At 69.5% G+C, this 22726-nt stretch carries 19 protein-coding genes and 1 pseudogene; 7 read left to right on the top strand and 13 right to left on the bottom strand.

The genetic code is table 11. The annotated features are described in order from the left end of the window. Positions 1–66 precede the first annotated feature (66 nt). Complete coding sequence (locus ACQEVI_RS01880) at positions 67–2664, top strand: hypothetical protein (RefSeq protein WP_432894076.1); 2598 nt, start codon at positions 67–69, stop codon at positions 2662–2664. After that, positions 2661–3212, top strand: coding sequence for a hypothetical protein (locus tag ACQEVI_RS01875; RefSeq protein WP_432894074.1), 552 nt, complete (start codon positions 2661–2663; stop codon positions 3210–3212). Before ACQEVI_RS01880 ends, ACQEVI_RS01875 begins: the two co-directional genes overlap by 4 nt. 42 nt (positions 3213–3254) lie before the next feature. On the opposite strand, the gene ACQEVI_RS01870 is transcribed toward ACQEVI_RS01875, so the two are convergent. The 8 genes from ACQEVI_RS01870 to ACQEVI_RS01835 form a co-directional block, all read right to left on the bottom strand. Continuing rightward, positions 3255–4055: a hypothetical protein gene (locus ACQEVI_RS01870; protein WP_432894072.1), complete on the bottom strand. Its 801-nt coding sequence runs from the start codon at positions 4053–4055 to the stop codon at positions 3255–3257. Between the two features lie 59 nt (positions 4056–4114). After that, positions 4115–4471 (bottom strand): hypothetical protein, encoded by a 357-nt coding sequence (locus ACQEVI_RS01865; protein ID WP_432894070.1) that lies wholly within the window; start codon positions 4469–4471, stop codon positions 4115–4117. Between the two features lie 89 nt (positions 4472–4560). After that, on the bottom strand, positions 4561–10344 hold the full coding sequence (locus ACQEVI_RS01860) for a hypothetical protein (protein ID WP_432894068.1): 5784 nt from the start codon (positions 10342–10344) through the stop codon (positions 4561–4563). Positions 10345–10509: 165 nt separating this feature from the next. Then, complete coding sequence (locus tag ACQEVI_RS01855; protein ID WP_432894066.1) at positions 10510–11886, bottom strand: NAD-dependent succinate-semialdehyde dehydrogenase; 1377 nt, start codon at positions 11884–11886, stop codon at positions 10510–10512. A gap of 40 nt (positions 11887–11926) precedes the next feature. Continuing rightward, on the bottom strand, positions 11927–13063 hold the full coding sequence (locus ACQEVI_RS01850; RefSeq protein WP_432894064.1) for an MFS transporter: 1137 nt from the start codon (positions 13061–13063) through the stop codon (positions 11927–11929). Positions 13064–13285: 222 nt separating this feature from the next. After that, positions 13286–14188: a helix-turn-helix transcriptional regulator gene (locus ACQEVI_RS01845; protein WP_432894062.1), complete on the bottom strand. Its 903-nt coding sequence runs from the start codon at positions 14186–14188 to the stop codon at positions 13286–13288. Positions 14189–14237: 49 nt separating this feature from the next. After that, positions 14238–14978, bottom strand: coding sequence for a DUF899 family protein (locus ACQEVI_RS01840; protein WP_432894060.1), 741 nt, complete (start codon positions 14976–14978; stop codon positions 14238–14240). Positions 14979–15271: 293 nt separating this feature from the next. Beyond that, positions 15272–16231, bottom strand: a complete 960-nt coding sequence (locus ACQEVI_RS01835; protein ID WP_432894058.1) for a ketopantoate reductase family protein — start codon at positions 16229–16231, stop codon at positions 15272–15274. Positions 16232–16321: 90 nt separating this feature from the next. Between ACQEVI_RS01835 and ACQEVI_RS01830 the strand changes: the two genes are divergently transcribed. Beyond that, a complete protein-coding gene (locus ACQEVI_RS01830) occupies positions 16322–16966 on the top strand; it encodes a TetR/AcrR family transcriptional regulator (RefSeq protein WP_432894056.1) in 645 nt (214 codons plus the stop codon). Between the two features lie 66 nt (positions 16967–17032). On the opposite strand, the gene ACQEVI_RS01825 is transcribed toward ACQEVI_RS01830, so the two are convergent. Further along, positions 17033–17902 (bottom strand): alpha/beta fold hydrolase, encoded by an 870-nt coding sequence (locus ACQEVI_RS01825; protein WP_432894054.1) that lies wholly within the window; start codon positions 17900–17902, stop codon positions 17033–17035. An 84-nt stretch (positions 17903–17986) separates the two neighbouring features. Here ACQEVI_RS01825 and ACQEVI_RS01820 point away from each other — a divergent pair, with 84 nt between their 5' ends. After that, positions 17987–18499, top strand: coding sequence for a CGNR zinc finger domain-containing protein (locus ACQEVI_RS01820; protein WP_432894052.1), 513 nt, complete (start codon positions 17987–17989; stop codon positions 18497–18499). Further along, positions 18424–18645: pseudogene (locus ACQEVI_RS01815) on the top strand (GNAT family N-acetyltransferase); the annotation flags it as partial. The gene ACQEVI_RS01820 and the pseudogene ACQEVI_RS01815, both read left to right, overlap by 76 nt. A 195-nt stretch (positions 18646–18840) precedes the next feature. Here ACQEVI_RS01815 and ACQEVI_RS01810 read toward each other — a convergent pair. From ACQEVI_RS01810 to ACQEVI_RS01800, 3 genes are read right to left on the bottom strand one after another with little or no spacing between them, the layout of a single operon-like run. Continuing rightward, complete coding sequence (locus ACQEVI_RS01810; protein WP_432906154.1) at positions 18841–19017, bottom strand: hypothetical protein; 177 nt, start codon at positions 19015–19017, stop codon at positions 18841–18843. Between the two features lie 11 nt (positions 19018–19028). Then, entirely contained in the window at positions 19029–19850 is an 822-nt protein-coding gene (locus ACQEVI_RS01805) for a class I SAM-dependent methyltransferase (protein WP_432894050.1), read from the bottom strand. Next, positions 19847–20524, bottom strand: a complete 678-nt coding sequence (locus ACQEVI_RS01800) for a TetR/AcrR family transcriptional regulator (RefSeq protein ID WP_432894048.1) — start codon at positions 20522–20524, stop codon at positions 19847–19849. Before ACQEVI_RS01800 ends, ACQEVI_RS01805 begins: the two co-directional genes overlap by 4 nt. A 42-nt stretch (positions 20525–20566) precedes the next feature. Here ACQEVI_RS01800 and ACQEVI_RS01795 point away from each other — a divergent pair, with 42 nt between their 5' ends. Together ACQEVI_RS01795 and ACQEVI_RS01790 are read left to right on the top strand one after the other, a co-directional pair. Beyond that, positions 20567–20758, top strand: a complete 192-nt coding sequence (locus ACQEVI_RS01795; protein ID WP_432894046.1) for a hypothetical protein — start codon at positions 20567–20569, stop codon at positions 20756–20758. A 42-nt stretch (positions 20759–20800) separates the two neighbouring features. After that, on the top strand, positions 20801–21496 hold the full coding sequence (locus ACQEVI_RS01790; RefSeq protein ID WP_432894044.1) for a hypothetical protein: 696 nt from the start codon (positions 20801–20803) through the stop codon (positions 21494–21496). Positions 21497–21822: 326 nt separating this feature from the next. On the opposite strand, the gene ACQEVI_RS01785 is transcribed toward ACQEVI_RS01790, so the two are convergent. After that, a complete protein-coding gene (locus tag ACQEVI_RS01785) occupies positions 21823–22665 on the bottom strand; it encodes a GIY-YIG nuclease family protein (RefSeq protein WP_432894042.1) in 843 nt (280 codons plus the stop codon). Positions 22666–22726 lie beyond the last annotated feature (61 nt).

Genomic DNA, 22726 nt, shown 5'->3' with positions numbered 1-22726 from the left:
CTTTCCGGGTGAATCGGATCGAACTGCCCTACGATGGCGCGCGGTCGAGGCGAGGGGGGCCGGGCTGTGACAGTCATGCAGTCGGCGGTGGGGGTGCCGGTGTCGGCGCCGCGGGAATGGTGGCAGGTCTGGGGTGAGCGGCGGGTTCGCTGGTGGGCTGCGCACCCGGTGCTGTACCAGCGCTGGCAGCGCCTGCGCGCGGTCGCACTGTGGGTCGGCCTGGTGTGGCTGGCCGGCCTGCTGATCTTCATGCCCGACGTGCGGCCCAGCGTGCGCGCCTACCTCGGGTGCTTGTGGATCGCGGTCGCCTGGTTCCTGCTGGCGCGGACCAAGACGCTCACCTGGTCGGGGTACATGCGGTTCTTCGCCGTCTGCGTGCCCTGGTCGGTCCTGATCGCCGTGTACTCGACCTGGATCGCGCCGGTCGCCTCGCCGGTCATCGAGGTCGCGGGGATCGACCTGTCTCCGGAGCTGGGCGTGGACGCGGTGGGTGCCTCCGTCGCGATCGCGGGGATCGTCGAAGAGGTCGGCAAGCTCGTACCTGTGGCCCTGTTGGCGCTGCTTGCGCCGCGGCGGGTGGCCCGGTTCGCGGTGGTCGACTGGATGCTGCTCGGCGTAGCGTCCGGTACGGCGTTCCTCGCGGCGGAGGAGACACTACGTCGGTTGTCGCAGACCGCCGGTGACGGGCTGGGGCTGCTGGGGCAGCTGATGGTGGACGACGACGGACTGCCGTTCGACGCGGTGCGGTTCGGGTGGTGGCCCCTGCCGACCGAGATGACCGGGGAGTTCGGTGCCTTCGGCTCGCATGCGGTCATGACCGCGCTGGTCACCGGGACGTTCGGTCTCGCGCTGGCCGGTTGGCGACGGGCACGACGACGCCGGTCGCGGGCCGGCCGGGTCCTCAAGCCCGCCGTGCTGGTGGCTGTGCTCGTGGTTCCGGTCCTGGTGCTGTGGTCGGCGATCGCGGACCATGCGATGTTCAACGCCCAGCACGACCTGTTCGCGTCGCTGACGACGGCGGACGGGACACCGGTCTGGCTCGACCCAGCCACGACGTCGCTGCCGTGGTGGCTACGAGTCCCGTGGTCCTGGCTCGGCCACGGTCACGGACGGCAGGCCGTGTTCCTTGTCCTGTTCGTCGCAGCCGTGCTGGTCGATGCCCGACGGTTGGCCCGATATCCCGAGATCGCGCTGCGAGCGGTCGTGCCGCCGGCCCGGCTGGCCGCAGGTCTGGCCCGGGTGGGTGACCGGGTCGCCGGGCTGCCCGCCGTGGGCCGGCCGGTCGCGGGCCTGGCCGAGGCGGCGGGGCTGCTGGCCTGGATGGCCGGGCGGGACCTGCGCGACGTCCTTGTCGCCGCCTCCCGGGCGCCGGGCGAGACCCGGCGCGCGGCGCTGGCCCGGATGGCCGTCGTGGTGGCCGCGCAACGTGCCGCCCGCGAGCTCGCCTACGAGCACCATGCCGGGCCCGTCCGACCTTGGGTGTGGCGCGTGTTCGCTTCGGCCGTTCTGGCGGGGCTGGGCTGGGCAGCGTTCGACCTCGCGCCGGTCACCGCCGCCGAGATCGGCAACAGTCTCGACACCAACGGGCCGTTCTGGCTCGCCGGCGTGCTGGACTCGCTCGCCGACTGGTGGAACGACCAGCCGCTGATCACGCAGCTCGCGATCGGCGCCGGGGCCGCCGCGCTCATCATGCTCTCGGGCGGGTCGCTCGCCCTGGCCCTGGGGCTGTCCGGGGTCCTGACGTGGGGTCTGGACCACGGCCACGGCCTGGCAGCGCTGACCCGCGACCCGCGCGGCGCCATCCGGGACTACTTCACCACGGCCACCCCGACCCAGATCGCGCTGGACACCCTCGGCACGGTGCTGACGTTCCTGCCCGGGAACTTCGTGGGTGCGAAGGCCGCGCAAAGTATTCGGTACGCCGTCGCCGACATCGCGGCGGACCCCGGCCTGTGGCGGGCACAACTACGCGCCGACCTCGCGTCGGGCGGAGAACGCGGAGCGATCGACCTGGCCGCCTGGGACCTGAACGTCGCCAGACGCACGATCAGGGACGAGGGACTCGGGCCGGGCGATGAGCTGTACGACGCGCTCGCCGAGCTGACCGCTGCCCAGAAAAAACGCATGGGCCAGATCTGGTCCACGTTCCCACGGGGCACCGACGATGCCGCGAAAGCTGCGTGGTACCGCGACGCGGCTCGGGCCGACGGCATCCCCGATCACATGCGCGCGATCCTCGACGGCCGTGCCTTCAACCACGAGATGTACCCCCTGTTCGACGCGAAGGAGATCTGGATCCACAAGATCGACCCCACCACCGGCGAGGTCCTCAAGGGTTACCGCGTAGATGCCCTGGCCAGGGGGGAGGTCGTCTCCCTCAAGGAGACCCAGCTCGCCGAGGTCCAACCCGACACGGTCAAGAGGTACATCCGCGAGTTGCTCGACAAGTACAACCCACGTGAATCTAGCCTCGTCATCGCTCCGAGCGACGGGAACAAGGCTCAGCTCACCGCGAGCGCGATCGGCAAGCAGCTCCGAGGCAGGATGGTGCTCGGCGTCCCGGAGCAGAACGCCCCGATCCCGCAAGACGTCCTCGAGTATGCAACCGAGATGGGCGTCACGATCCGGCAACTCGTCTCACCTACACCTGGGGGTACCCCGTGACTGGACCCGTCCGTTACTGCACTCGTTGGAATGACCTGACCCGTCGTCCGATCGCGGGGTACGAGTGGATCAACGAGAGCCAGGCGCGCGACAGGTTTGAACGCAACGAGTTCATCGACGTCGTCGAGTCGTCGACCATCGGCAGCGACGGGTTGGTCAATCCGCGCTGGGTCATGGGAATCGCGGGACTCCGCGGTGTCGCGGGCGGCGCACGCCTGGAGTTCCACGACGGCCAGGGATCGATCTGGCGAGCGGTCGACTACCAGATCATCCGGGGCCGTCTCTTCCGCTCCAATGTGGTCGACTTTGTCTACTTGACCGACCAGCAGCGCTGGGAGATGAGCCAGGCAACAGTAGGTGTCGAAGTCACCGTAGACCCCGATGGCACCGGCACGGTCGAGAGATGGGAGGTCAACGGGGATAAGCAGGTCACGGAACTCACCGGCCTCGATGTCTCCGCCCACTGGCTCGACGTCCCCGAGTTCGGCGACTGGGACGCGCTGGCCGATCCCGGCCCGTTCGCCAGCGAGGTCGCCGAGGGAGCCTGATAGGGGCTCCACCGGAGCTACGCGCTCGGGAGTGCGGGGCGGTCAGGCCCTTGCGGGCGACGGCAGGTCGCGGGCCGCTCCAAGGGCCACAGCCGCGGCGACGAGCGAAAGAGCCTGCGGGAGCAGGCAGAGGAACATAGCGATGGCTTGGACAAGGCCGTCCTCGTCGCCGAACACGATGACGACGACGAACAACACCGCGGCGAGCACGGGCAGGGCCGCGCCGGCGAGGCGGGTGGTGCGGTGGGGCGACCCGATGAGTCCTGCGGCGACCCACGGCAGTCCTCCTGCCAGTGTCACGAGCCCGAAGAGGTCTGCGCTGTTCGTCAGGGCGGCCGGGACGGCCCCGACCGTGATCAGGACCAGGCCGAGGACACGGCGTGCCGACGTCGTACTTGCCGCAGGCCTGGCGATGACGAGGCCGATCGAGGCCGCGAGGAGACCGAGGGCGACCACGGACGGTGACTCGACGAACGGTGCCTGATAGAACTCGGCGAGCCCCCCATCTTCGAGGACCACCGCGATCAAGGCGACGAGGTTTGCCGCCATGCCCCCGAGCGCCAATGTCCACAGGGGACGGGAGGCCAGCGAGATCGCCCCAGCGGCGAGCGTCACGATCGGGACGACGGAGTAGCACGTGATCGTCCTGAGGCCCTGAGCCTGATCCATCGTGTACATGGCCAGGGCCCCCCATCCAATCGTGAGCAGCAGCGTCGCAATCACGAGTAGCAAGACGGCGGCGAGGGCGCCCTGCCGGCCGGGGTCAGCTTTCGTGAGGGTCTGCTGTGGAGCGGTGCGGGTGGGACTTGGCGCCGGATGGGCGGGTAGCTTGGCGTCCGTCATGGGGAAACGATGACAGAACGGACCCCGCTGGCTCGGGGCACACCGAGAAGTGCTTCGTCTCACCCGCCGTCGCAGGCGGACCCGGCGCACGGCACGTCGAGGCTCGCGACCTCGCTCCCGGACCGGCAATATCTCCCGTCGCTGCTCACGAGCGCGGCGCTGTAGCCAGTGACGGTCTGGTCGCTGAACGCCGGCAGGTCGGCGGACCCGGCGAACAGCATTGTTGCGACACCCTCCGCGTCCGTCTCTGCGTTCGCGGCGACTCCGCCCTCCTCGTCGCCGTCCTCGCTCGTGTGATGGACGAAGAACGCCACGTCGGCACCGGGGACCGGTGCGCCGTCGGCGAGGATCGTGGCGGCCAGCTCGACCGGATCCTCCGGACTGACGGTGGCGACGTCCGCGACGGCGATCGACACCTCCTGGCACCCCTGTTCACGTCCCGCCGAACAACTCGTCGCGAGAGTGAGCAGGACAGCAAGTGCCAGAAGGGTGTCGATGCGTCGTCTCACTCGCAGGGCTCCTCAGGTTCCTCGGGCTCGAACGGGTTCAGGGCGTGCTGGTTCACAGTGTGGATGAGAACGCTGATCGTGTCGTGCTCCCAGTCCACCGGGAACGGGTCGAGATGCCAGTAGCTCAGCATCTGCTGACCGTCTGCTCCGTACAGCACCGCGTGGTTCTTCTCCGCCCGGAGACGCCCGGGCGTCGTGAACACGGGGACCGGGACGTTGAGGACCTCGACGACGCCCGCGAGGGTGCGCCGGTCGTTGTCCGAGACGTGGAGGATCACTCCGTTGACGGCATCCTCCGGACCGATCTCGAGTCCCACGGTCACGTCGGGGATCCAGTCGCGCTCGTACGTGAGGTCGAGATCGATGTCCGGGACGATCAGGATCTCGGCGAAGTCGGTCGTCAGGCTTTCGTAGTCGCCTTCGACACCCATCGCCGCCCACGTTCCGGTCCTGTCGGGCCTGAGGCGTAGCTCGCTGATCGAGTCGGCCACGAGCCGGAGGTCGGCCCGCACCGTCGGCAGGTTCAGGTGCCCGTCCATGACGAGCGCTGTGCTCGGATCACAGCGGTCCTCCCAGATCCGTTCCTTGTCGAACGACAGCTGGATGCCCGTCTCGACCTTGACATGTACCGCGAGCTCTCCTGTGCTGGGCTGCGACTCCAGCCTCAGTGCCCCGGTTGCCTCCAGCACCGCAGAGGAGGTCGCCCCGAGATCCGTGAACTCGATGGCCGCGTTCCCGGTGAGCGGCAGCGGCTCCCCGACGGGGATGCCCTGGATGAGGGCTGCCTCTACCTCGACGAGCCCGTCCAGCGTGCTGGCTCCCGTGCCCTGCCCGTCCTTGCCCGTGTAGCGCAGCGTGGGGGCGGCGAACCCCTCGCTCGCGTCGAAGCCGGAGATCGTCAGGCCTGTGACGGCGGGCACGTCCGTGAGCTGGAGGAATGCCGACCCGTTGGAGCCCTCGCCGAGTACATCCACGGCGGTCGCCCTGATCTCCAGGCTGTCCAGCGCGCTGCTGAGCGTGGTCGTCACGGTCGTCTCCTCGCCGACGGCGACCAGCAGGTTCGTCGACTGCGGCACGGCCCCGATGGTCACCTGGCCCCGCATCTCGCCGTAGTCGGTCGTATCGGCCTCGACGCGGACGTCGAGGGCGCCGATGTCCGCCGACGCGGTGTAGCCCAGCTCGATCTCGCGTCCGTCCGCGCCCGCGCCGAACCGCGAGGGACCCACGGTGACGTCCAGGTTGTCCGGCATCCCCGAGAGATCGAGCAGCGCCTCCGCGCGGGGGACACCCGGGATGACGTCGAACGCCTCCGCGTAGACCTGCAGCTGCTGGCCCGGGTTGCGCAGGCCGCGGATGTCGACGGTCTGCTGCGCGGCGTCGACCGTGACGGCGGTGGGCAGGCCCTGGAGGTTGAGGTTCATGACGGCGCCGAGGCACCCGTCGACGGCGTCGCAGAGCTCGGGAACCACGTCCGTCGAGCACCCCGGCCCGTCGGCACAGGTGGTGGCGCGGGCGGCGACCCCGTTGTCGAACAGCGGCGCGCCGCGCTTGCCGCGGTCGGCGAGGTTCTCGAGTGCGGCGACCTTTCCGCCTTCGGCCTGCAGCAGAAGTCCGGTGTTGGTGTCGGCCGTGTAGGTGAACTTCCCCTCGGCGATCGTCAGCAGCACGGTGTTCGGCGCGTGCAGGACGCCGGAGAGCGCGAGCTGGGTGTCCGCCACACCGCCGGCCACCAGGACGAGGTTCCCGTCGAGCGCGACGTCCTGCTCGGCCATGCGCAGCTCGGCCTCCTGGTCCGGCCCGCTCCGCGAGTAGGTCGCCTGCTCGATTCCTGCCGCCGAGACGCTGGCGTCGACCTGCCCGCTCGCCTCGTCGTAGTGGAAGGCGAGGTGCGAACCGTCCGGCGCCTGGGCGCCCGCATGGTTCGTCACGGCGGCGGTGGCGCGGGTCAGGGCGCCCGCGGTGCTCCTGAACCCGAACTCTCCCTCACCCCAGGCGACCTCGAACCCCGCGGGGATACCTTCGATGTCGAGCCACGCCGCCCACTCGTCACCCTGGTAGGGCAGGTTGTTCGCCAGGACGGTCACGCCACCGAGCGGCGCGGACGCCGTGCCCGTGGCACGCGCGGCGGCGGTGTCGACCACGATCTCGGCCCGGGCCGGCACGTCCGTCAGGGCCGCGTCGAGGTAGCCATCGGAGGCCCCGGTGACGACCAGGCCGATCCGGTCGACGGGCGCCGAGCTGGTCATCGTCGCGACGGTGCGCTCCGCGATCGTGGAGGTGATCGCGAGAGACCGCGGGAGCCCGGAGACCTCGCCCCGCGCCCGGAGGTGCGGGAAGCCGTCGTAGGTCGTGGCGGCCTGTGCCCTGAGGGTCAGGGCACCCAGCGGTGCGCTGGCCGTGTAGCCGGCGTCGATGGTTCCGTCACCGAACGTGACCGGCCCGACCGTGAGGTCGAGCTCGTCCGGCAGCCCCGTGAGGGTGGCCTCGGCGCGCAGGTCCGGCAGGGCATCGATCATCCCGATCAGCCGCACGTACGCCTGCAGGGTGTCCGACGGCGGCTGGTACCCGGCCAGGTGCACCGTCCGGGCGGTGAGGTCCGCCGTCACCTCCGTCGGCAGCCCCTGCATGGAGATGGTCCCGACGACGGCGAGGCATCCCCGGTCCTCGGTGCAGAACGGCGAGTCGTCCGCGGCGCAGCCCGCACCGGTGGCGCAGGTCTGCGCGACGGCGGCGACCCCGTTGTCGTACAGGGGCGCACCCAGACCGTCCAGCGCGGCGACCTTGCCCAGCCGTGCTTCGAGCGTCAGACCGATCCGGCGGTCCGCCGTGTACGTCAGCCGGTCCCCGGTGAAGACGACGTCCATGATCGCGGGGAGGTTGTCGACCCGGCCGAGCAGGGCCAGGCGCGTGTCGTCCGCTCCGTTCGTGGCGGTGAGGAGCGCGTCGACGTCGACGAAGACGGGATCGCCCTCGGTGTCGGTCTCCAGGCGGAAGCTCTGCGCCTCGCCGTTGTCGGCGTACTCGACGTGGGTCAGGTCGCGGGTGGCCACCGCGGCGTCGATGTTCCCTGTGCGCTGGTGGTAGGTACCGGCCAGGCGCAGCCCTACGGGCGCGACGTGGTCGGCGTGGTTGGCGGCGAACAGGTCGATGCTGCTCATCGTCCCGGTCAGTGCCCGCGCGCGCACCGTGCCGTCGGCCCAGTCGGCGTCGAACCGGGTGGGGATGCCCTCCAGGTCGGCGCCGGCCGTCCAGACACGGTCGCCTACGGGGAGCCGGGCCGTCAGGTCGATCCCACCGAGCGTCGCGGACAGGGTGCCCTCGAGGTGCTGGGCGCCGAAGTCCATACCGACGTCGATCGAGGCCGGGATGTCCTCGATCAGCGCCGAGACGTACTCGTCACCGGTCGGGTCCAGGTCCGCGACGTGGTGCGGGCTGGCGAAGAAGTCGACCCGTGGCACCTCGCTCGACGCCTCGTACACGACCCTGGGCGTCTCGCCCAGGGTGTAGTCCAGGGCGACGGTCGCCGGTACCTCGTGCACGACGGCGGTGACCGACGGGCCCGCCTGGGTGTTGGTGTAGGCCATCGACGCGCGGTCGATGACGCTGCTCGCGGTGTACCGCACCTGCTGGGCCTGGGTCGAGACGTCGATGGTCGCGTCCGCGGGCAGGTTGGAGATGTGCGCGCGTGCCCGGTGCACGCCGTCGAGATTGCCTGCCGCGTCGAACGACTGCCCGCCCGGAGCGAACGCCGTGGTGACGCGAGGATGGTCGTCGAAGTAGGCGTCGACCAGCTCGAGCCCGGAGACCCGCGCGCTGACGCCCAGGTCCGCATCATCGGTCACCAGGGTCACGTGGTCACCGTCGGCCGGCGGGTACTCACCCAGCCCCTGGGAGGCGTCCACGTACGCCGCGCCGAGGGCTCCGGGCGCGTCGAACAGCGCCCGCCCGGAGGCGACGTCGGCCAGCAGCGAGACCGTCGTGGGGATGTCGTCCAGGCCGCCGCGGAGCACCAGCTCGCCCGCCAGGTCGAAGTACGCGACGTCGATCCCGGTCATCCGGGACGACGCCGCGTAGTCGAGCGCCACGGACCCCGACTCCTCGGTCGCCAGTGCAGCGTCGACCTGCGCGGGGAGGTCCTGCGCCGTCGCCCGGGTTGCCTGGACCAGGTCGGTCCCGCCGGCGTAGGTGAGGTCCGCGAACAGGAGGCCGGAGATCACCGAGTCGGCCTCGTAGGCCAGGTCGGCGCGGTCTCCCGCACCGGTCCACGTCAGCTCGGCCCGTACCTTCGTCGGGACCCGGTCGACCACGGCCTGGACGAATCTGTCCTCCGGAGCGTCGCTCGTGCGGGCGTTCGCCAGCACGAGCGCGTCCAGACGGGTCTCGGTGGTGCTCAACGACTCGACGACGGCGGTCTGGTCGTGCTCCTCCGTGGCCGGTTTGACCTCGACATCCACGCTGAACAGTGTCGGCACCGGGGAGAACTGGGCACTCGCCACAGTCGGGTCGACGGCCTCACCCTCCTCCGTGTCCGCGACGGTGGAGAAGCCCGCCGTCACGGCCATCGCCTCGCCCGCGCCGACCTGGGCGAGGTGGGCGTTGATGTCGAGCTCGCCGGCAAGGAGGCTGAACGGGCTGAACGTGAACAGGCCCAGGGTCGCCGTCGACAGGGACGTGCCTCGCCGGTAGCCGTCGAACCCGACCGACAGGCGCTTCGCCCCCGGGATGTCGTACACGGCCCACACGTGCGCCGGAAGGTCCTCGCCCGCGAACTCGCTCGTCGGCAGCCGCACCTCGAGCATCGCCAGGCCCAGGTGGATGACGTTCAGCAGGGCCTCGGTCTTCGCCGCCACCGTCCCGGTCAGGTCCTCGACCAGGCCCCGGAGCTCCAGCACCTCCACGAGCGCCCACGGGTTGAGCAGGAGCCAGACCGGGTCCTCCATCAGCTCCAGCAGATTCGTCAGCCGGCTCTGCGCGTCGTCGAGGAGCACCTGAGCGTCCAGGAGCTCCTCCACGGCGAGGGACACGTCGTCGAGGGAGGCTGCGGGCAGCAGGTCGGCCAGGACGTCCGGGGTGCCATCACCTGTCGCGTCGACGATCGCCGGCACGGCCAACGGGAGCCGCATGGTGCACGAGACGGTCCGGGTCTCCGACTCCGAGCACACCCGGTACGTCACGCGGGGAATACCGTCGGGCAGCGCCTCCAGCACCGCCAGCGGGTCCACGCCCAGGTCCGCCGACAGCTCGACGTCGGCCAGAGCGGTCTCCAGCTCCAGCCGGGTCGCGATCCGGGACGCGTCGGCGGGCGTCGCGGTCGCGATCTGCGGCTGCAGGTCCACCGCGTCCAGGTCCGGTCGCCCGTCGCTCAGGCGGCCTGCCGCTTCCAACGTCGTCAGCGCGTCGGCGGCCGTCGCGTCCACCAGCTCCTGCGCCGGACGTGTCGGGAGCGCCACCGAGCCGGGGCCTACCGCGGGTTCGGGCTCGACAGCCGCCATGGGTACGTCCGGGGAACCGGCCGCCGGCGCCAGCGCGGGAAGGGCCGCCACCTGCTGGGTGGCTCCGTTCGGCACCTGCTCGACGAGCACGTCCCCGTCCGGACCGGGGTCGAGTGCCGGGACTTCCTCGATGGCCTGCGGCAGGACAGGCGAGTCCAGCGCCGTGACGGCGTCGTCCTGCGGCGTCGGACCAGGATCCGGCGCCGCGGCGGCGGGTGCGACGCCGAGTCCGAGGAGGAGGGCGACGACAGCAGAGAGAGCAACGCCATTGTGCTTCAACGCGACCATCAGGACTTCCCATCTGGGGTGGGTGGAGTACTGGGCTCGTGGTGCATCTCGCGCAAATCACCCGCTGGGCCGGGCGGATGAAACGTAACTCGCGACAATCGGCTCGACAAGGAAAATAAGCTCGCAGGCAGAGCTCGTCCCGTACGCGTACAGGGCATTGGGCGTTCAGGCCTGGTCGGCGATGCGGATGAGCTTGCGGTTGAGGAACTCGCCGATGCCGAGCTCGGACAGCTCGCGGCCGAAACCGGAGTTCTTCACGCCACCGAAGGGCAGCCGGGGCGAGTCGGCGAAGCAGGAGTTGATGTAGACCATTCCGGAATCGATCCGCGCCGCGACGTCCTTGGCGTGCTCGACGTCGGCGTCGAAGACGTAGCCGCCCAGGCCGTACTTCGTGTCGTTGGCCAGGTGGATGGCCTGCTCCTCGGTGTCGACGACGTAGAAGGAGAGCACGGGCCCGAAGGCCTCCTGCTGGTAGAGCGGGTTGTCCGGGCCGATGTCGGTGATGATGGTCGGCTCGAGGAAGAAACCCGGCCGGTCGACCCGGTGGCCACCGTGCACGATCGTGGCGCCAGCCGCCCGCGCTGCCTCGATCTGTCCGAGAAGACCCTGCAGCGCTCGCTCGCTGACCACGGGGCCGAGCTGCGTGGCCTCGTCGGTCGGGTCGCCCACCGTGATCGCAGCGAAGCGCTCCTTCAGGGCCACCAGCATCTGTTGACCTCGGTCCTGGCCCACGACAATGACGCGCTTGATGTTCACGCAGCCCTGCCCGGAGTTGTAGGTCCGGCCCATGACGACCTGGTCGACGGCGTGGTCGAGCGGTGCGCCCTCCAGGATCAGTGCCGGGTCGCTGCCACCGAGCTCGAGCACCACCTTCTTCAGGTTGGCGCCGGCTCGTGCGCCGACCGCGGTCCCGGCCCGTTCGCTTCCGGTCAGGGTCACCCCACGCACCCGGAAGTCGTCGATCAGGGTCGCGACCTGCTCGACGCTGCAGAAGAGGTTCGTGTAGGCGCCCTGGGGAGCGCCAGCCTCCTCGAAGAGCCGCGCGAGGGCGAGTGCGCTCTGGGGCACGTTCTCGGCGTGCTTGATCATGACCACGTTGCCGGCCACCAGCTGCGGCGCGGCGACCCGGACCACCTGGTAGAAGGGGAAGTTCCAGGGCTCGATCGCCAGGACGACGCCGACGGGCTCCGCGACCAGCGATGCCCCCGGTTCGTCGGGGAGTGGATGCTCAGCGAGCAGCCGCTCCCCGTGGGTGGCGTAGTACTCCAGGATGTCCGCGACCAGATCGATCTCGAAGTCGCTGAAGCGTTGGATCTTGCCCATCTCGAGCACGGGCAGCGCCGCGTACTCGTCACGCCGCTCGCGGAGGATCTTGGCGGCACGGCCCACGATTTCCGCTCGCTCGGAGACCGGCCGCAGGTGCCAGTCCTCGCGGTACACCCGGTCTGCGACGGACAGAGCCTCGAAGATCTCGGCGTCCGTCTGCAGGGGGAACTCGCGCACGAGCTCTCCGGTCGTCGGGTTGATGGTGCTGAAGCTCATGGCTCCTCCTTGGTGCGATGGGACTCGACGAGGTGAAAGGTCATGCCCGGCCGGGGAACGCATTCCTCTTCCCGGCCAGGACCGCCACTGCCGCGGCCAGAAGAAGAGCGAGCGCGACCCACGTGATGGACGCAGTACCGAGTGCCGCGATCAGGAGACCGCCGACCAGCGCACCGATCGCGATCGAGGCCGAGAAGACGGTGATCGTGATGGCCTGCGCGACATCGGACGAGGGGCCGGTGGCCCGGATCGCGGCGCCGACGAACAGGCTCGGCGAGCTGCCGAAGGCGAAGCCCCAGGCCGCCGCCGCTGCGTAGACGAGGACAGGTGCCCCCGACAGCAGGGCGAGCGCGAGGATGCTGGCGGCCAGGACGAAGGTGCTTGCAATGGTCAGGACGCGCAGGTGCTGGTCGATGTACGCCCCGACCACGACGACGCTCAGGATTGACGTGGCGCCGAAGGCGAAGAGCACCCAGCCGATCTGCTCGGCCATCCCGATGCCGTCGAGGTAGTCCGTGACGTAGGTGTAGACGATGTTGTGCGCCACCATGTAGGTCGCCAGCGCGAACAGGATGAGCCGCAGCCCCGGGATCCGAAGCGTCGCCCTCAACTGAGTGCGCTCACCGCTGGTCCTGCCCGGGATGCCAGGCAGTGTCGCCTGGACCCAGGCGATGTTCGCGAGGGTGAGTGCGGTCGAGACGTAGAACGCGAGTTCCCAGCCGCCGAGGTGGCCCAGCGCCGTGCCCAGCGGGATGCCGAGAGCGAGCGAGACCGGCGTTCCGGCGAGGGCGATGGCGACCGCGCGGCCCTGGCGGCCCTCCGGTGCGAGCGCTGCGGCGTATCCGCCGAGGAGCGGCCAGATCATGGCGGTACCGAGGCCGGCGACGAACCGGATGACCATGGTCAGGGCATAGCTGTCGGAGAGGGCAGTGAGCGTGTTCGTGACCGCGACGACGAGGAGCGCGACCTGCAGGACGCGCTTGCGCGGCCAGGCCGCGGTGAGCCGGGCGAGCGGGATGGCGCCCATCGCGGTCGCCAGGGCGTAGATGGTGACGGTCTGGCCCGTGAGCGCCACGCTGGTGTCGAGCGCGCGGCTCATCTCGGGGAGCAGCCCCGCAGGGAGGGCTTCGGTCAGGATGCCGACGAAGCCGCTGAGGAACAGGCCGAAGAGAGCCATGCCTGGAAGCTTGTCGGGTGCCGGGCGGCGTCCGCCGGCGGTTCTGGGGGTGGGTGTCGTGAGACTGGTCATGGTCTTTCCCTGGGGGTCGTCACTGATTCGATCTCAGTGTGTGATCCCCACAGCCGGCTACCCAGAGCCCTGGTCTACGTACGTTCGCGGTGCCTACTACTGGCAGGGTCATGCTGCGACCCAGGACGTCCCCTGCTGGTCACGCTCGGCCTACGTTCCAGGAGCAAGGCGGCGGCTCTGACCCTGGTCCACACCGGTGACCAGGCGAAGCAGCTCGACGGCCGGTCCTGGCTCGGCGCGATACATCGTCACGGCCTGCTCGTGGTCGTCGGGCAGCGTCAGGGTCTCGTACCGAAGGGACAGAGCGCCCACGCGGTCGTGACGTACGCACAGCTCGCCGTGCGAGAACCGTTGTACGTCGTGACTCGCCCACATGCGGCGAAAATCGGGGCTCTTCTCCTGCGCCTCGGCCACCAGAGCGACGGCCAAGGGATCGTGGGGATGCATACCGGCGTCGAGCCGGAGCTGGGAGACCACCTCGGTGGCCTTGCTCTCCCAGTCGAAGAAGAAGTCCCGCGACCGGGCGTCGAGAAAGACGATCCTTGTCCAGTTGCGGTCCTGGTCCGGCCGGTCGAACCAGGGGTCGAAGAGGGCCGCGGCCGCGTCGTTCCACGCGAGGATGTCGCCGCGCCGGCCCCAGACATAGGCCGGCACGCCGTCGAGCAGGTCGAGGAGCTGCACCACGTCCTCGCGCACCCGCTGCGGCTGAGCCGGATGACCAGGCTGGCCGGTCTGCGCCGGTCGTGGCCTGGCCAGGTGGAACAGGTGGGCGCGTTCGGACTCGGAGAGCCGCAGCGCCCTGGCGATCGACTCGAGGATCTCGGCCGACACGTTCTGACCGTTGCCCTGCTCGAGCCGGGTGTAGTAGGCGACCGAGACGCCGGCGAGCTGGGAGATCTCCTCGCGGCGCAGGCCCGGTACCCGTCGGCGCCGCCCGAAGGACTGGACGCCGACATCCTCAGGCCGCAGACGAGCTCGGCGGCTACGCAGGAACTCGTTCAGCTCGGACCGAGGGGCCGCGGGCTCGCGCCAATCGCCCTCCTGAGTCGTCATTCTCCCAGTATGGCGGGCGCGGTACCTCCGTTGCTCGGGCGGGCCCCCTTCAGCTGAGTGCGTCGGAGCGGCCGGCTTCGATACGGGACCACTGGGCGATGGGCCGTCCGTTCGTCCTCCAATGGTCCCGGCCGGGTTCGTCGCTCCAGGGCTGAGGCCAGCCCTCGGGCGAGTCCTCCCAGGTCTCCTGGCGTCCGTAGACGGTCATGTCCAGCAGCCCGTGGGTGGGGGTCATGACCTCGACACCGCGACCGCCGGTGTAGTAGGTCTCGAACACCCGATCACCGTCGCGGACGTAGCAGACGAGGTGGTGGACCTGCCAGTCGCGACCCTCCAGGAGCTGTGCCGCAGTCTTCTCGGCCGAGTACCACGGCATGTCCAGGCCCATGAAGTCCCGGTAGCGGACGCTCTCCTCGTACGGACCTTTACAGAGGGTGGCGTACGTGATGTCGCGGGAGTGGAGGTAGGACAGCTCGCGTACCTGGCAGTTGAAGAACGTGCAGCCCTCGCACTGCTCCGCGGCGGGCCGGCCGGGCCACCAGGCGTGGAAGTATGCGATGAGCTGCTTGCGGCCTTCGAAGACGTCGAGGATCGTGATCGGCCCGTCTGGACCGATCACCTCGATGCCGGCGTCGACCTCGACCATCGGGAGCCGCCGCCGCGCCGCCGCGATCGCGTCCCCTTCGCGGGTGTGCGCCTTCTCTCGTGCGAACAGTGCGTCCCGCGCCTCCTGCCAGGTCTTTCTGTCGACCACTGGCGGGAGGGCCGGGTCGGGCGTCTGGTCGTTCATGATCGGCCTCCGAACAGGTCAGCCAGTGAGATCCACTGGTCACGGGTACCTACGGCGCGTTGCGTCATCATCGTCTCCCGTCGCTCCCCGGGCGCGTCTCCCGAACGTCGCACGGCAACTCACGGTGACACATCCGCCCGGCGACGTACCCCTGCCTACGCCCCTCGCCGTACACGCTCCCATCCACCGTGTCGAGCCGGTTCAGTGGCCAGGAGGACCGAGGCACGCCAGTGGGCGCGGCGGCGTCCTTCACCGCCGGCCTGAGCGTGGGATGGCACGCCGCCTGGCCGGCGTCAGCTTCCTCCCTCGTGGGCGAAGCTCGGTTCCACCGCCTCCAGCCGCGGTGCCGCGATGCCCAGTCGTCGCGCTTCCGCCAGGGTGTCCCGGCAGACGGCCCGCGGCTCCTCGGCCTCGGCGTCGGAGTGCGCCTCGAAGCTCAGGCGCGTCAGCGTGACGTGCGTGGTCAGCCAGGCGAGCGCTGAGGCTGTCAGCCAGGTCGGTGCGCGCATGGGCAGCACGACGCCTCGATGGCGCCGCAGGTCGACACCACGCGCCTCGAGGAGCGGCAGCAGCTCGCGGCCGGCCAGCAGCGCTTCGCGCAGGTCCCGTCGTGCTCCGGCCAGGTCGGCCAGCGAACCCAGCCGCAGGCTCTGCGAGTACAGGCTGGCATCCATGACGAAATGGATCCACAACCAGCCGCGGAGATCGGGCTGCTCCAGGACCCGGAACCCGGCGTCGCGAAACAGCCGGCGCACGCTCCGTTCGCGTTCGGTCGGTGGTGTGCCGAAGGTGCCGAGGATGACCGACGGCAGTATCGCCGCGCGAAGCCCGCCGTTCTCGCCGAAGCCGCCACCGGACTGCGGAAAGCCCCACGCGACCTGGTCGGGAGGAAGGTCACCGATCGCGTCCAGCGGCTCGGCCCAGACGTTGCTGAGGACCAGCACCGTCGCCGTGCCGATGCGTGGAGCCAGGAAGGCCGCCGCCTCCGGAAGGCGGTAGTGCTGCACGCTCAGCACGATCAGGTCGAAGTCGTGGTCCGGCGCCAGCTCCTCGCGGTAGCGCACGGCCCACTTCTCGACGACACGCTGCCCCCGCAACCGCCGCCGCGTGTCGAGCAGGTCGAGGTCGATCGTCTCCCCGTACTCCGCGGCGCGGCCTGGACGGACGTAGAACTCGACGTCGTGCCCGGCGCGTTCCAGAGCCCAGCCGTTGACGGTGGCGATCACGCCTCGTCCGAACATCAGGATCTTCATGCTGTACCTCGATGGGTTAGGCTCTAATTGGAGATCATCTCCACTTCCAAGATATGGAGATCGTCTCCACTTGTCAACGGGAGGTATCGCATGAACGCCACCAAGCCGCTGCGGGCCGACGCCCGGCGCAACCGTGAGGCCCTGCTCGCCACGGCCCGGGAGGTTCTCGACGCCGGGGACTTCTTCGATCTGCGCTTCGACGACTTCGCGCGCCTGGCTGGGGTGGGTACCGGCACGCTGTACCGCCATTTCCCCACCCGGGAGGCGCTGGCCGAGGCGGTCTACCACGAGGAGGTCGCCACGCTCAGCGCGCGCGCCCGCGAGCTGCGGGCCACGCTGCCCGCCCAGGAGGCCCTGGCGGTCTTCCTGCGCGGCATGGTCGACCACATGGACACCTACCAGGGCCTCGCACGGACCCTGGCGACACTCATGGCCACCCGCTCGGGTGCGCTCGCCGAGGGCGGTCGGGCGTTGGAGGACGCCGTCGGCGACCTGGTGGCCGACGCCGTGCGGGACGGTACGGTCCGCGCCGATGTGGACGCGGGTGCCGTCATGATGGCGCTGCACGGCATCGGTGCGGCCCACGACCACCGCCCGGGCTGGCGGGCGGAGGCCGACGGCGTCGTCACGCTCTTGCTGGACGGGTTGCGCGTGCTCAGCCCAAGCGGGGGGAGTGCGCCACCCGGGCCTCGCCGGCGGGTACGGTCAGGACCTCCTGCACCGGGAGCTCGGTGAGCAGCTCCTGGCCCCGGATCCTGACCTCCACGTCGTCCGTCCCGTGGTTGACGAGGAAGGCCGCGGCTATCGGGCGAGAGCCGTAGCCAGGAAGTCGCGGATGAGCGTGGCGACGTCGTCGAGGTGCGACTCGAGCAGGAAGTGCCCGCCGGGCAGCAGCTCGATCTGGGCGTCCGGAAGGTCCCGGGCGAACGCCGTGGCCCCGGCGGGGCCGAAGATCTCGTCATGCTCGCCCCAGACGGCCAGCAGCGGGACCTGGGAGGTGCGGAAGTACTCGTGTACCGCGGGGTAGAGCGGCGGGTTCGTCGCGTAGTCACGGAACAGCTGGAGCTGGACCAGGTCGTTTCCCGGGCGGGAGACCAGGGCGAGGTCGTGCTCCCACGTCCCGGGGTCCACCAGGCTGGGCTCGGGGACGCCGTGGAGGTACTGCCAGCGGATCGCCTCGCGTGTCAGCGCGAACCGGATGGCGGCCTCGGTCTGCTCGTTCTGGTCGGTCGCGTAGGCCCACACGTCCGTCCAGAAGCTCTCGACGAAGCCTTCCGCGTACGCGTTGCCGTTCTGGCTGATGATCGCCGTGATCGCGGACGGGTTCGCCAGCGCGAGCCGCCACCCGATCGGGGCGCCGTAGTCCTGGACGTAGATCGCGTACCGCGTGATGCCCAGGCCGGAGAGCAGTCCGGCGGTGATCCGGGCGAGAGCGTCGAAGGTGTAGTCGAACTCGTCGGCGCCGGGCGCGTCGGACAGCCCGAACCCGAGGTGGTCGGGCGCCACCACGTGGTACTCCTCGGCGAGCTTCGGGATGAGGTTGCGGAACATGTGCGAGCTGGTCGGGTAGCCGTGCAGCAGCACGACCGTGGGCGCATCGGCGGGGCCCGCCTCGCGGTAGAAGATCCGGTGTCCTTCGACGTCGACGAACCGGTGCTGGATGGCGACCATGATGCTAACCCTCTCGATAGGTGTTGTCTGGTTATGAGAGCACCGACGGTGCTAACCTGTCAACACCGATCAAGGAGGTTAGGCGTGGACGTGGTGACCCGAGCGGACGAGGACCTGCTGCTGGACCTGCTGAACACGACGCCGGTCATCGACGGCGAGCAGACCGACGAGCTCATGGACCCGGGCACGGGCCGGGGCTGGGCCGTAGCGCACGGTGGGACCGGCGACGCGGGAGAGGTTGCGGCACTGAAGCACGTCCGCGACGCGATCCAGGACGTCGTCCGGGGAGCGGCTGGCGTGGAGGCGCTGGAGGCGCACCTCGAGCGGATCGCGCTGCGGCCCGTCCTGCGCGACGGCGCCATCACCTGGGAGCTGCAGGCACCCGCCGACGAGCGGGCCGCGGCGCGGGCGCTGCTCGCCTGGGCGACCATCGGCGAGCGATCGCCCGGGCGTCTTCGACCGTGCGCGAACCCCGACTGCCGCCGGTTCCTGCATGACCGCAGCAACGCGAACACCGCCCGATGGTGCTCGATGGCACTGTGCGGCAACCGGTTCAAGGCTCGGCGCCACTACCAGCGCACACGGACGGCGGACTGAGTGCGAGAGGTCCGGCAGAGAGCCACGGGCTGATCACAGCTGCGTCCGGGATGCTGCTCGACTGGGCGCTGACTGTCCGCGGCCTGCACCGCGCCGAATGGATCTGCCGGGCCGACAACGAGCGCAGCGCAGCAGTGGCTAGGCGGCTCGGTATGACGCTCGAGGGGGTGCGCCGCGAGGCAGGCCGTACCAGGACGTGCGCTACGACAAGCAGGTCTGGTCAGTCCTTGCGCCCGAGTGGACTGCCGTCGCCGCGGACCGGTGAGCCTGGCTTCTCTGGCGGCCCTCTCGATCGCGCGCATCGTGGCTCCGGTTCCGGCGGGGACCTGGGCGTGCCGCACTCAGGCGCCGTCGCGCAGCGTCCAGATCTCGCAGCGGGAGAGTCCGGCCCCGGTCCCGTGCCAGACCCGCACGATCGTCGAGGCCCCGTGCGCGGTGGCGACGGCGGTCGCGAGCTCGGCTGCCAGCGGTGACAGGGAGCCGAGGCCTTCTGCCGCCCCTTCTCCGACGACAAGCAAGAGCCCGGAACCTAGAAGCGGTAGTTGACTATCCAGACGCCGCGGCGGGCCTGGGCGGGCCAGGCGGCGAAGATCCGTGACATGAGGCGGTAGGCGAGGTTGAGCTCGTCGCGCTCGGGCGCGGCGTCGCCGTACAGCTCCTCGACGAACGTGAGTGCGGGGTTGAGGTCGACGATGTCCTGAGGGTCGTCGATGCCGTAGCCGGTGAAGTCCGCGGGCATTCCGACGATCTTGGTGAAGCGGCCGTTCTGCCGGGCGACGAACTTGGTGTATGCGTTGAAGACCAGCTCTCCGCCGGCGGTGAAGTGGTCGGTGAGTGTCGTGAGGATCTGCCGGTTGTCGTTCTCGGAGAGGAATCCGAGGACGCCGTCGGAGACGACGATCGTGGGTCGGTCTCCCGGGATAGCGTCCGCCCACCGCGGGTCGAGCAGGGACACGCCGACCGCGTGGACGTTGTCGCGGTGCGGCAGCAGGCTTTTGCGAAGCTCGGTGACCTCCGGGAAGTCGACGTCGTACCAGTCCACCGTGGGTGGAGCATCGACCCGGTATCTGCGTGTCTCAAGCCCGGCACCGAGCTCCACGACGACGGCGTCCGGGTGACTTCTCACGAACTGGGCCACGGCCCGGTCGAGCATCCGTGAGCGGATGGCGACCGCCTCGCGGACCCCCATGGGCAGCCGCAAGGTGTCGTGGTCGAGGTGGGCGACGATCTCGGTCGCGAGCGGGTCGTGCAGGATCGGGCGCTTCCACAGGGCGTCCGCCGCACGGCCACCCAGCGTGATCAGGAGGGTCTTCTGCATTGGCGTGAGGTGGTCGATGCTCTGGGTCTTCATGCCTGCTCTCCTGGCGCGTCTCGGTACTCGGCGGCGAAGGACTTGATGCGCTCGGCGGTCGTCGAGGTGGCGAACTCGCCCATAGCGGCGTAGAGGTCGAGCATCGCCGTGCCGACGCGCGTGGTCTCGGCGTGGTCGAGCGGATCTGCCCCGAGGTGGCGGGCGAGGTGGTCGTGCAGGACGATCGTGCCGCTGTGCATCGCCGCCATGACCGCCGCGGTATCGCGGAGCTGGTCCGAGTCCGGAGGGAACCGTTCGGGCCAGGTGCCGCTGAGGAAGTCGGCGGCACCCGCCGCGAGCTGGTCGAAGACCTCCGCCGCGCCGGGTGAGCCGTCGACGGCCGTGCGGGCGAGGTAGCGCAGCAGTGGACCGCTGGTGCCGTACAGCTCGGCCATCAGGCCTGGCTCGCCGAGCCTGCCGTCGGCGGCACTGCGCGTCAGGCGGCGCCGGAATGCCTCGACTACCGCCTCGTCGCAGGCCCGGCGCAGCGCCTCCTTCGACCCGAAGTGGTGCTGTACCAGTCCTAGGGAGACCCCGGCTGTCGCGGCGATGCCGCGCATCGTCGCACCCTTGACGCCGTGCTCGGCGAACTGAACGAGCGCAGCGTCCCTGATTCTGGCGCGTGGCGTCAGGTCCTCGGCAGGACGGTCGCCCTCGCCGTAGATCGAGTTCATGGCTATCGACGGTACGAGTGTATTAGTAACAAGTCAAGCGTATTGGCCAGCATCTTCGAGAACTTCGTCTATGCGAAGGAGTTGCGCGACGCGCGCTTCGGCACGGAGTACACGACGGCGTTCGTCACGAGCGACTACCACGTGTTCCGGGCGGCCGGGATCGCCCAGACGGCAGGGGTGCGCGCCACCCACCTGTCGCACAGCCGTCAACGCCCACAAGTACTTTCCGGATGATTCACGGCAAGTCTTGGATGCCGCGGCCGATAGGGTCCGGCTGTGCAGCACGTGTGGAGGGCTCCGCGCCCGGGACGGTTCCTTGCGCTGGCGTGGGTGATGGCGAAGCCGGGCATCCTGAAATTGGAGGGCGATCTCAGGGCCGCTCTCCACCGGTTCGTATTCATCGTCGACCCGAGGCAAGACCTGCTCGTCGTCGAGCGGATCCGGACCGGTTTCGACGAGATCGAGCGGACGGCTCGTGTCAGATATCGGTGGTCCCGCCTTGCGAATGCGCTCGTGGGCGCGTCGCCGGTTGTGTTCCTCTCGGTGGCGTTATCCGCCAGTGAGCTCTCTGGCGGGAGCACTGATGCCGGCTTGATCTCACCTTTGGGCGCCACATTGGCCTACCTGGTTCCCACTGTGGCGCTCGCGATCTACTGCGACCGAAGGACGCGGCAGTCTGTCCAGCAGATCGAGGAGTTCGCTGCCCCGGAGGTCCTTCGGAGTCGCTTTCTCGGGGAGGACAGAGACGCTCTGCGTCAGATCGCACAAGCCGATAAGCGGTCGGCGGGTGAGCAGCGACAGCTTCTGGACATCCTGTGGCGGATCGCAGAAGCTGAACGGGTGCGTACGGACTATCTCGAGTCAGTCGTGGATTTCGACGACGAAGAGTTCGCGTCGATTCTCCAACAGGTCGAGACCGCCAGAGCGGACCTGCGGGAGTGGGGGACTGCCCCCGGAACGGTTGACATCTGACCTTTACCGGCTTGGGATCGGTGCTGGAAGGATGTTGTTGTGCCAAAGGCTTAACCACCCGAGTTTCGTTGTGACGTGATCGCGGTCGCCCGTCAAGGGCAGACACCGATCGCGCAGGTCGCCAAGAGCACCTGGGCCACCCGCGAGCAACCCCGGTTGGCGATCGTGACCTGGATCGAGAGGACTTGCCACCGCCGTCGCTGGCAACGCCGCCTGGGCCGTATGCCGCCGATTGAGTTCGAGACCGTCTCCGCTGACCGGACCCTGGCCGTCGCGGCCCGACTGATCAAGGCAGACGTGTCAACCGTTCCTGGGGCAGTCCCCAGTCAGTTGCGGTTGTAGCCGAACTCTCGGGTCATGAGGGCGCGCTTGTAGTGGAGCTCGGCGGCATCGACGTCGATCTTGGGCGTATCAGGGCCGAAGACACGCAGGATGCTGAACCGGAAGTCTCGTGTGTGGGCGAGGTCGAGTCCGGCGAGGTCGATCAGGGCGGCGTTTCCACCGTGTCCAGTGCGTGCGTAGGAGGCCCAGCGCCCGAGGATGCGTTCGGCCCCGTCTGCCTTGCCGACGTAGTGCCTACCCGTGCGGGAGTCGGTGATGAGGTAGATGCCCTGCACTGACGCGAGCGCGGTCCGCCAGGCGCGGTAGCGCGAGCTCTCGACGACTTCGAGCAAGGTCGGGAAGTCGATCACGACCTTGTCGAAGTCGGGAAACGCGACTTCAGCCGGGTCTGCAATCTCAAGGATCGTGAACTGTGCTGCCGCGGTGCCGCGCTTGACCCAGTTGACAGCGTCCCTGGACCACTGGATCACGAGGCGATCGCGCAGCGTGACCAGTAGGTCTGACGGCTGCAGGTCGAAGTAGCGGTCGGTCGCTGTCCGCTCGGCGTCGACCTCGCCACGGTTTTCATAGGCGGTGAGGAAGCGCGAGCGCAGGCCCCCGTCGGTAATGAACACCAGCCAGCACGCAGGTGGGTCGGTGGGGAACTTCCGGAGGCCCTGGCGACGTGTGTACGCGTGAACCTTCTCGGGTTCGAGGTCCTGAGGGCCCTGGAGCCCATCTGGGTTATAGGTGTGTCGAATGGCGATGGTGGACTCGAGCTCGACGCCGGCGGCGAGGACGACGTGCCCGAGATCAAGATCGCCCGCACGGCGAACAGGTGGCTTCATAGGCCCTCATCTTGCACGGGAGCACTTGCCGATGGGGGAGATGGCTGCCATCACACGTCCC

It is taken from the genome of Promicromonospora sp. CA-289599, from assembly GCF_050936155.1.
Lineage (GTDB): Bacteria > Actinomycetota > Actinomycetes > Actinomycetales > Cellulomonadaceae > Promicromonospora.
Note: the sequence above shows the minus strand (reverse complement) of the source record. Positions and strands in the feature narration are given on the sequence as shown.

Bases quoted from the DNA above. Each gene is read 5' to 3' on its own strand.
- ACQEVI_RS01860 (WP_432894068.1), bottom strand. From the start codon at position 10,344: ATGGTCGCGTTGAAGCACAATGGCGTTGCTCTCTCTGCTGTCGTCGCC.
- ACQEVI_RS01845 (WP_432894062.1), bottom strand. From the start codon at position 14,188: ATGACGACTCAGGAGGGCGATTGGCGCGAGCCCGCGGCCCCTCGGTCC.
- ACQEVI_RS01855 (WP_432894066.1), bottom strand. From the start codon at position 11,886: ATGAGCTTCAGCACCATCAACCCGACGACCGGAGAGCTCGTGCGCGAG.
- ACQEVI_RS01850 (WP_432894064.1), bottom strand. From the start codon at position 13,063: ATGGCTCTCTTCGGCCTGTTCCTCAGCGGCTTCGTCGGCATCCTGACC.
- ACQEVI_RS01830 (WP_432894056.1), top strand. From the start codon at position 16,322: ATGAACGCCACCAAGCCGCTGCGGGCCGACGCCCGGCGCAACCGTGAG.
- ACQEVI_RS01800 (WP_432894048.1), bottom strand. From the start codon at position 20,524: ATGAACTCGATCTACGGCGAGGGCGACCGTCCTGCCGAGGACCTGACG.
- ACQEVI_RS01870 (WP_432894072.1), bottom strand. From the start codon at position 4,055: ATGACGGACGCCAAGCTACCCGCCCATCCGGCGCCAAGTCCCACCCGC.
- ACQEVI_RS01805 (WP_432894050.1), bottom strand. From the start codon at position 19,850: ATGAAGACCCAGAGCATCGACCACCTCACGCCAATGCAGAAGACCCTC.
- ACQEVI_RS01840 (WP_432894060.1), bottom strand. From the start codon at position 14,978: ATGAACGACCAGACGCCCGACCCGGCCCTCCCGCCAGTGGTCGACAGA.
- ACQEVI_RS01785 (WP_432894042.1), bottom strand. From the start codon at position 22,665: ATGAAGCCACCTGTTCGCCGTGCGGGCGATCTTGATCTCGGGCACGTC.
- ACQEVI_RS01835 (WP_432894058.1), bottom strand. From the start codon at position 16,231: ATGAAGATCCTGATGTTCGGACGAGGCGTGATCGCCACCGTCAACGGC.
- ACQEVI_RS01825 (WP_432894054.1), bottom strand. From the start codon at position 17,902: ATGGTCGCCATCCAGCACCGGTTCGTCGACGTCGAAGGACACCGGATC.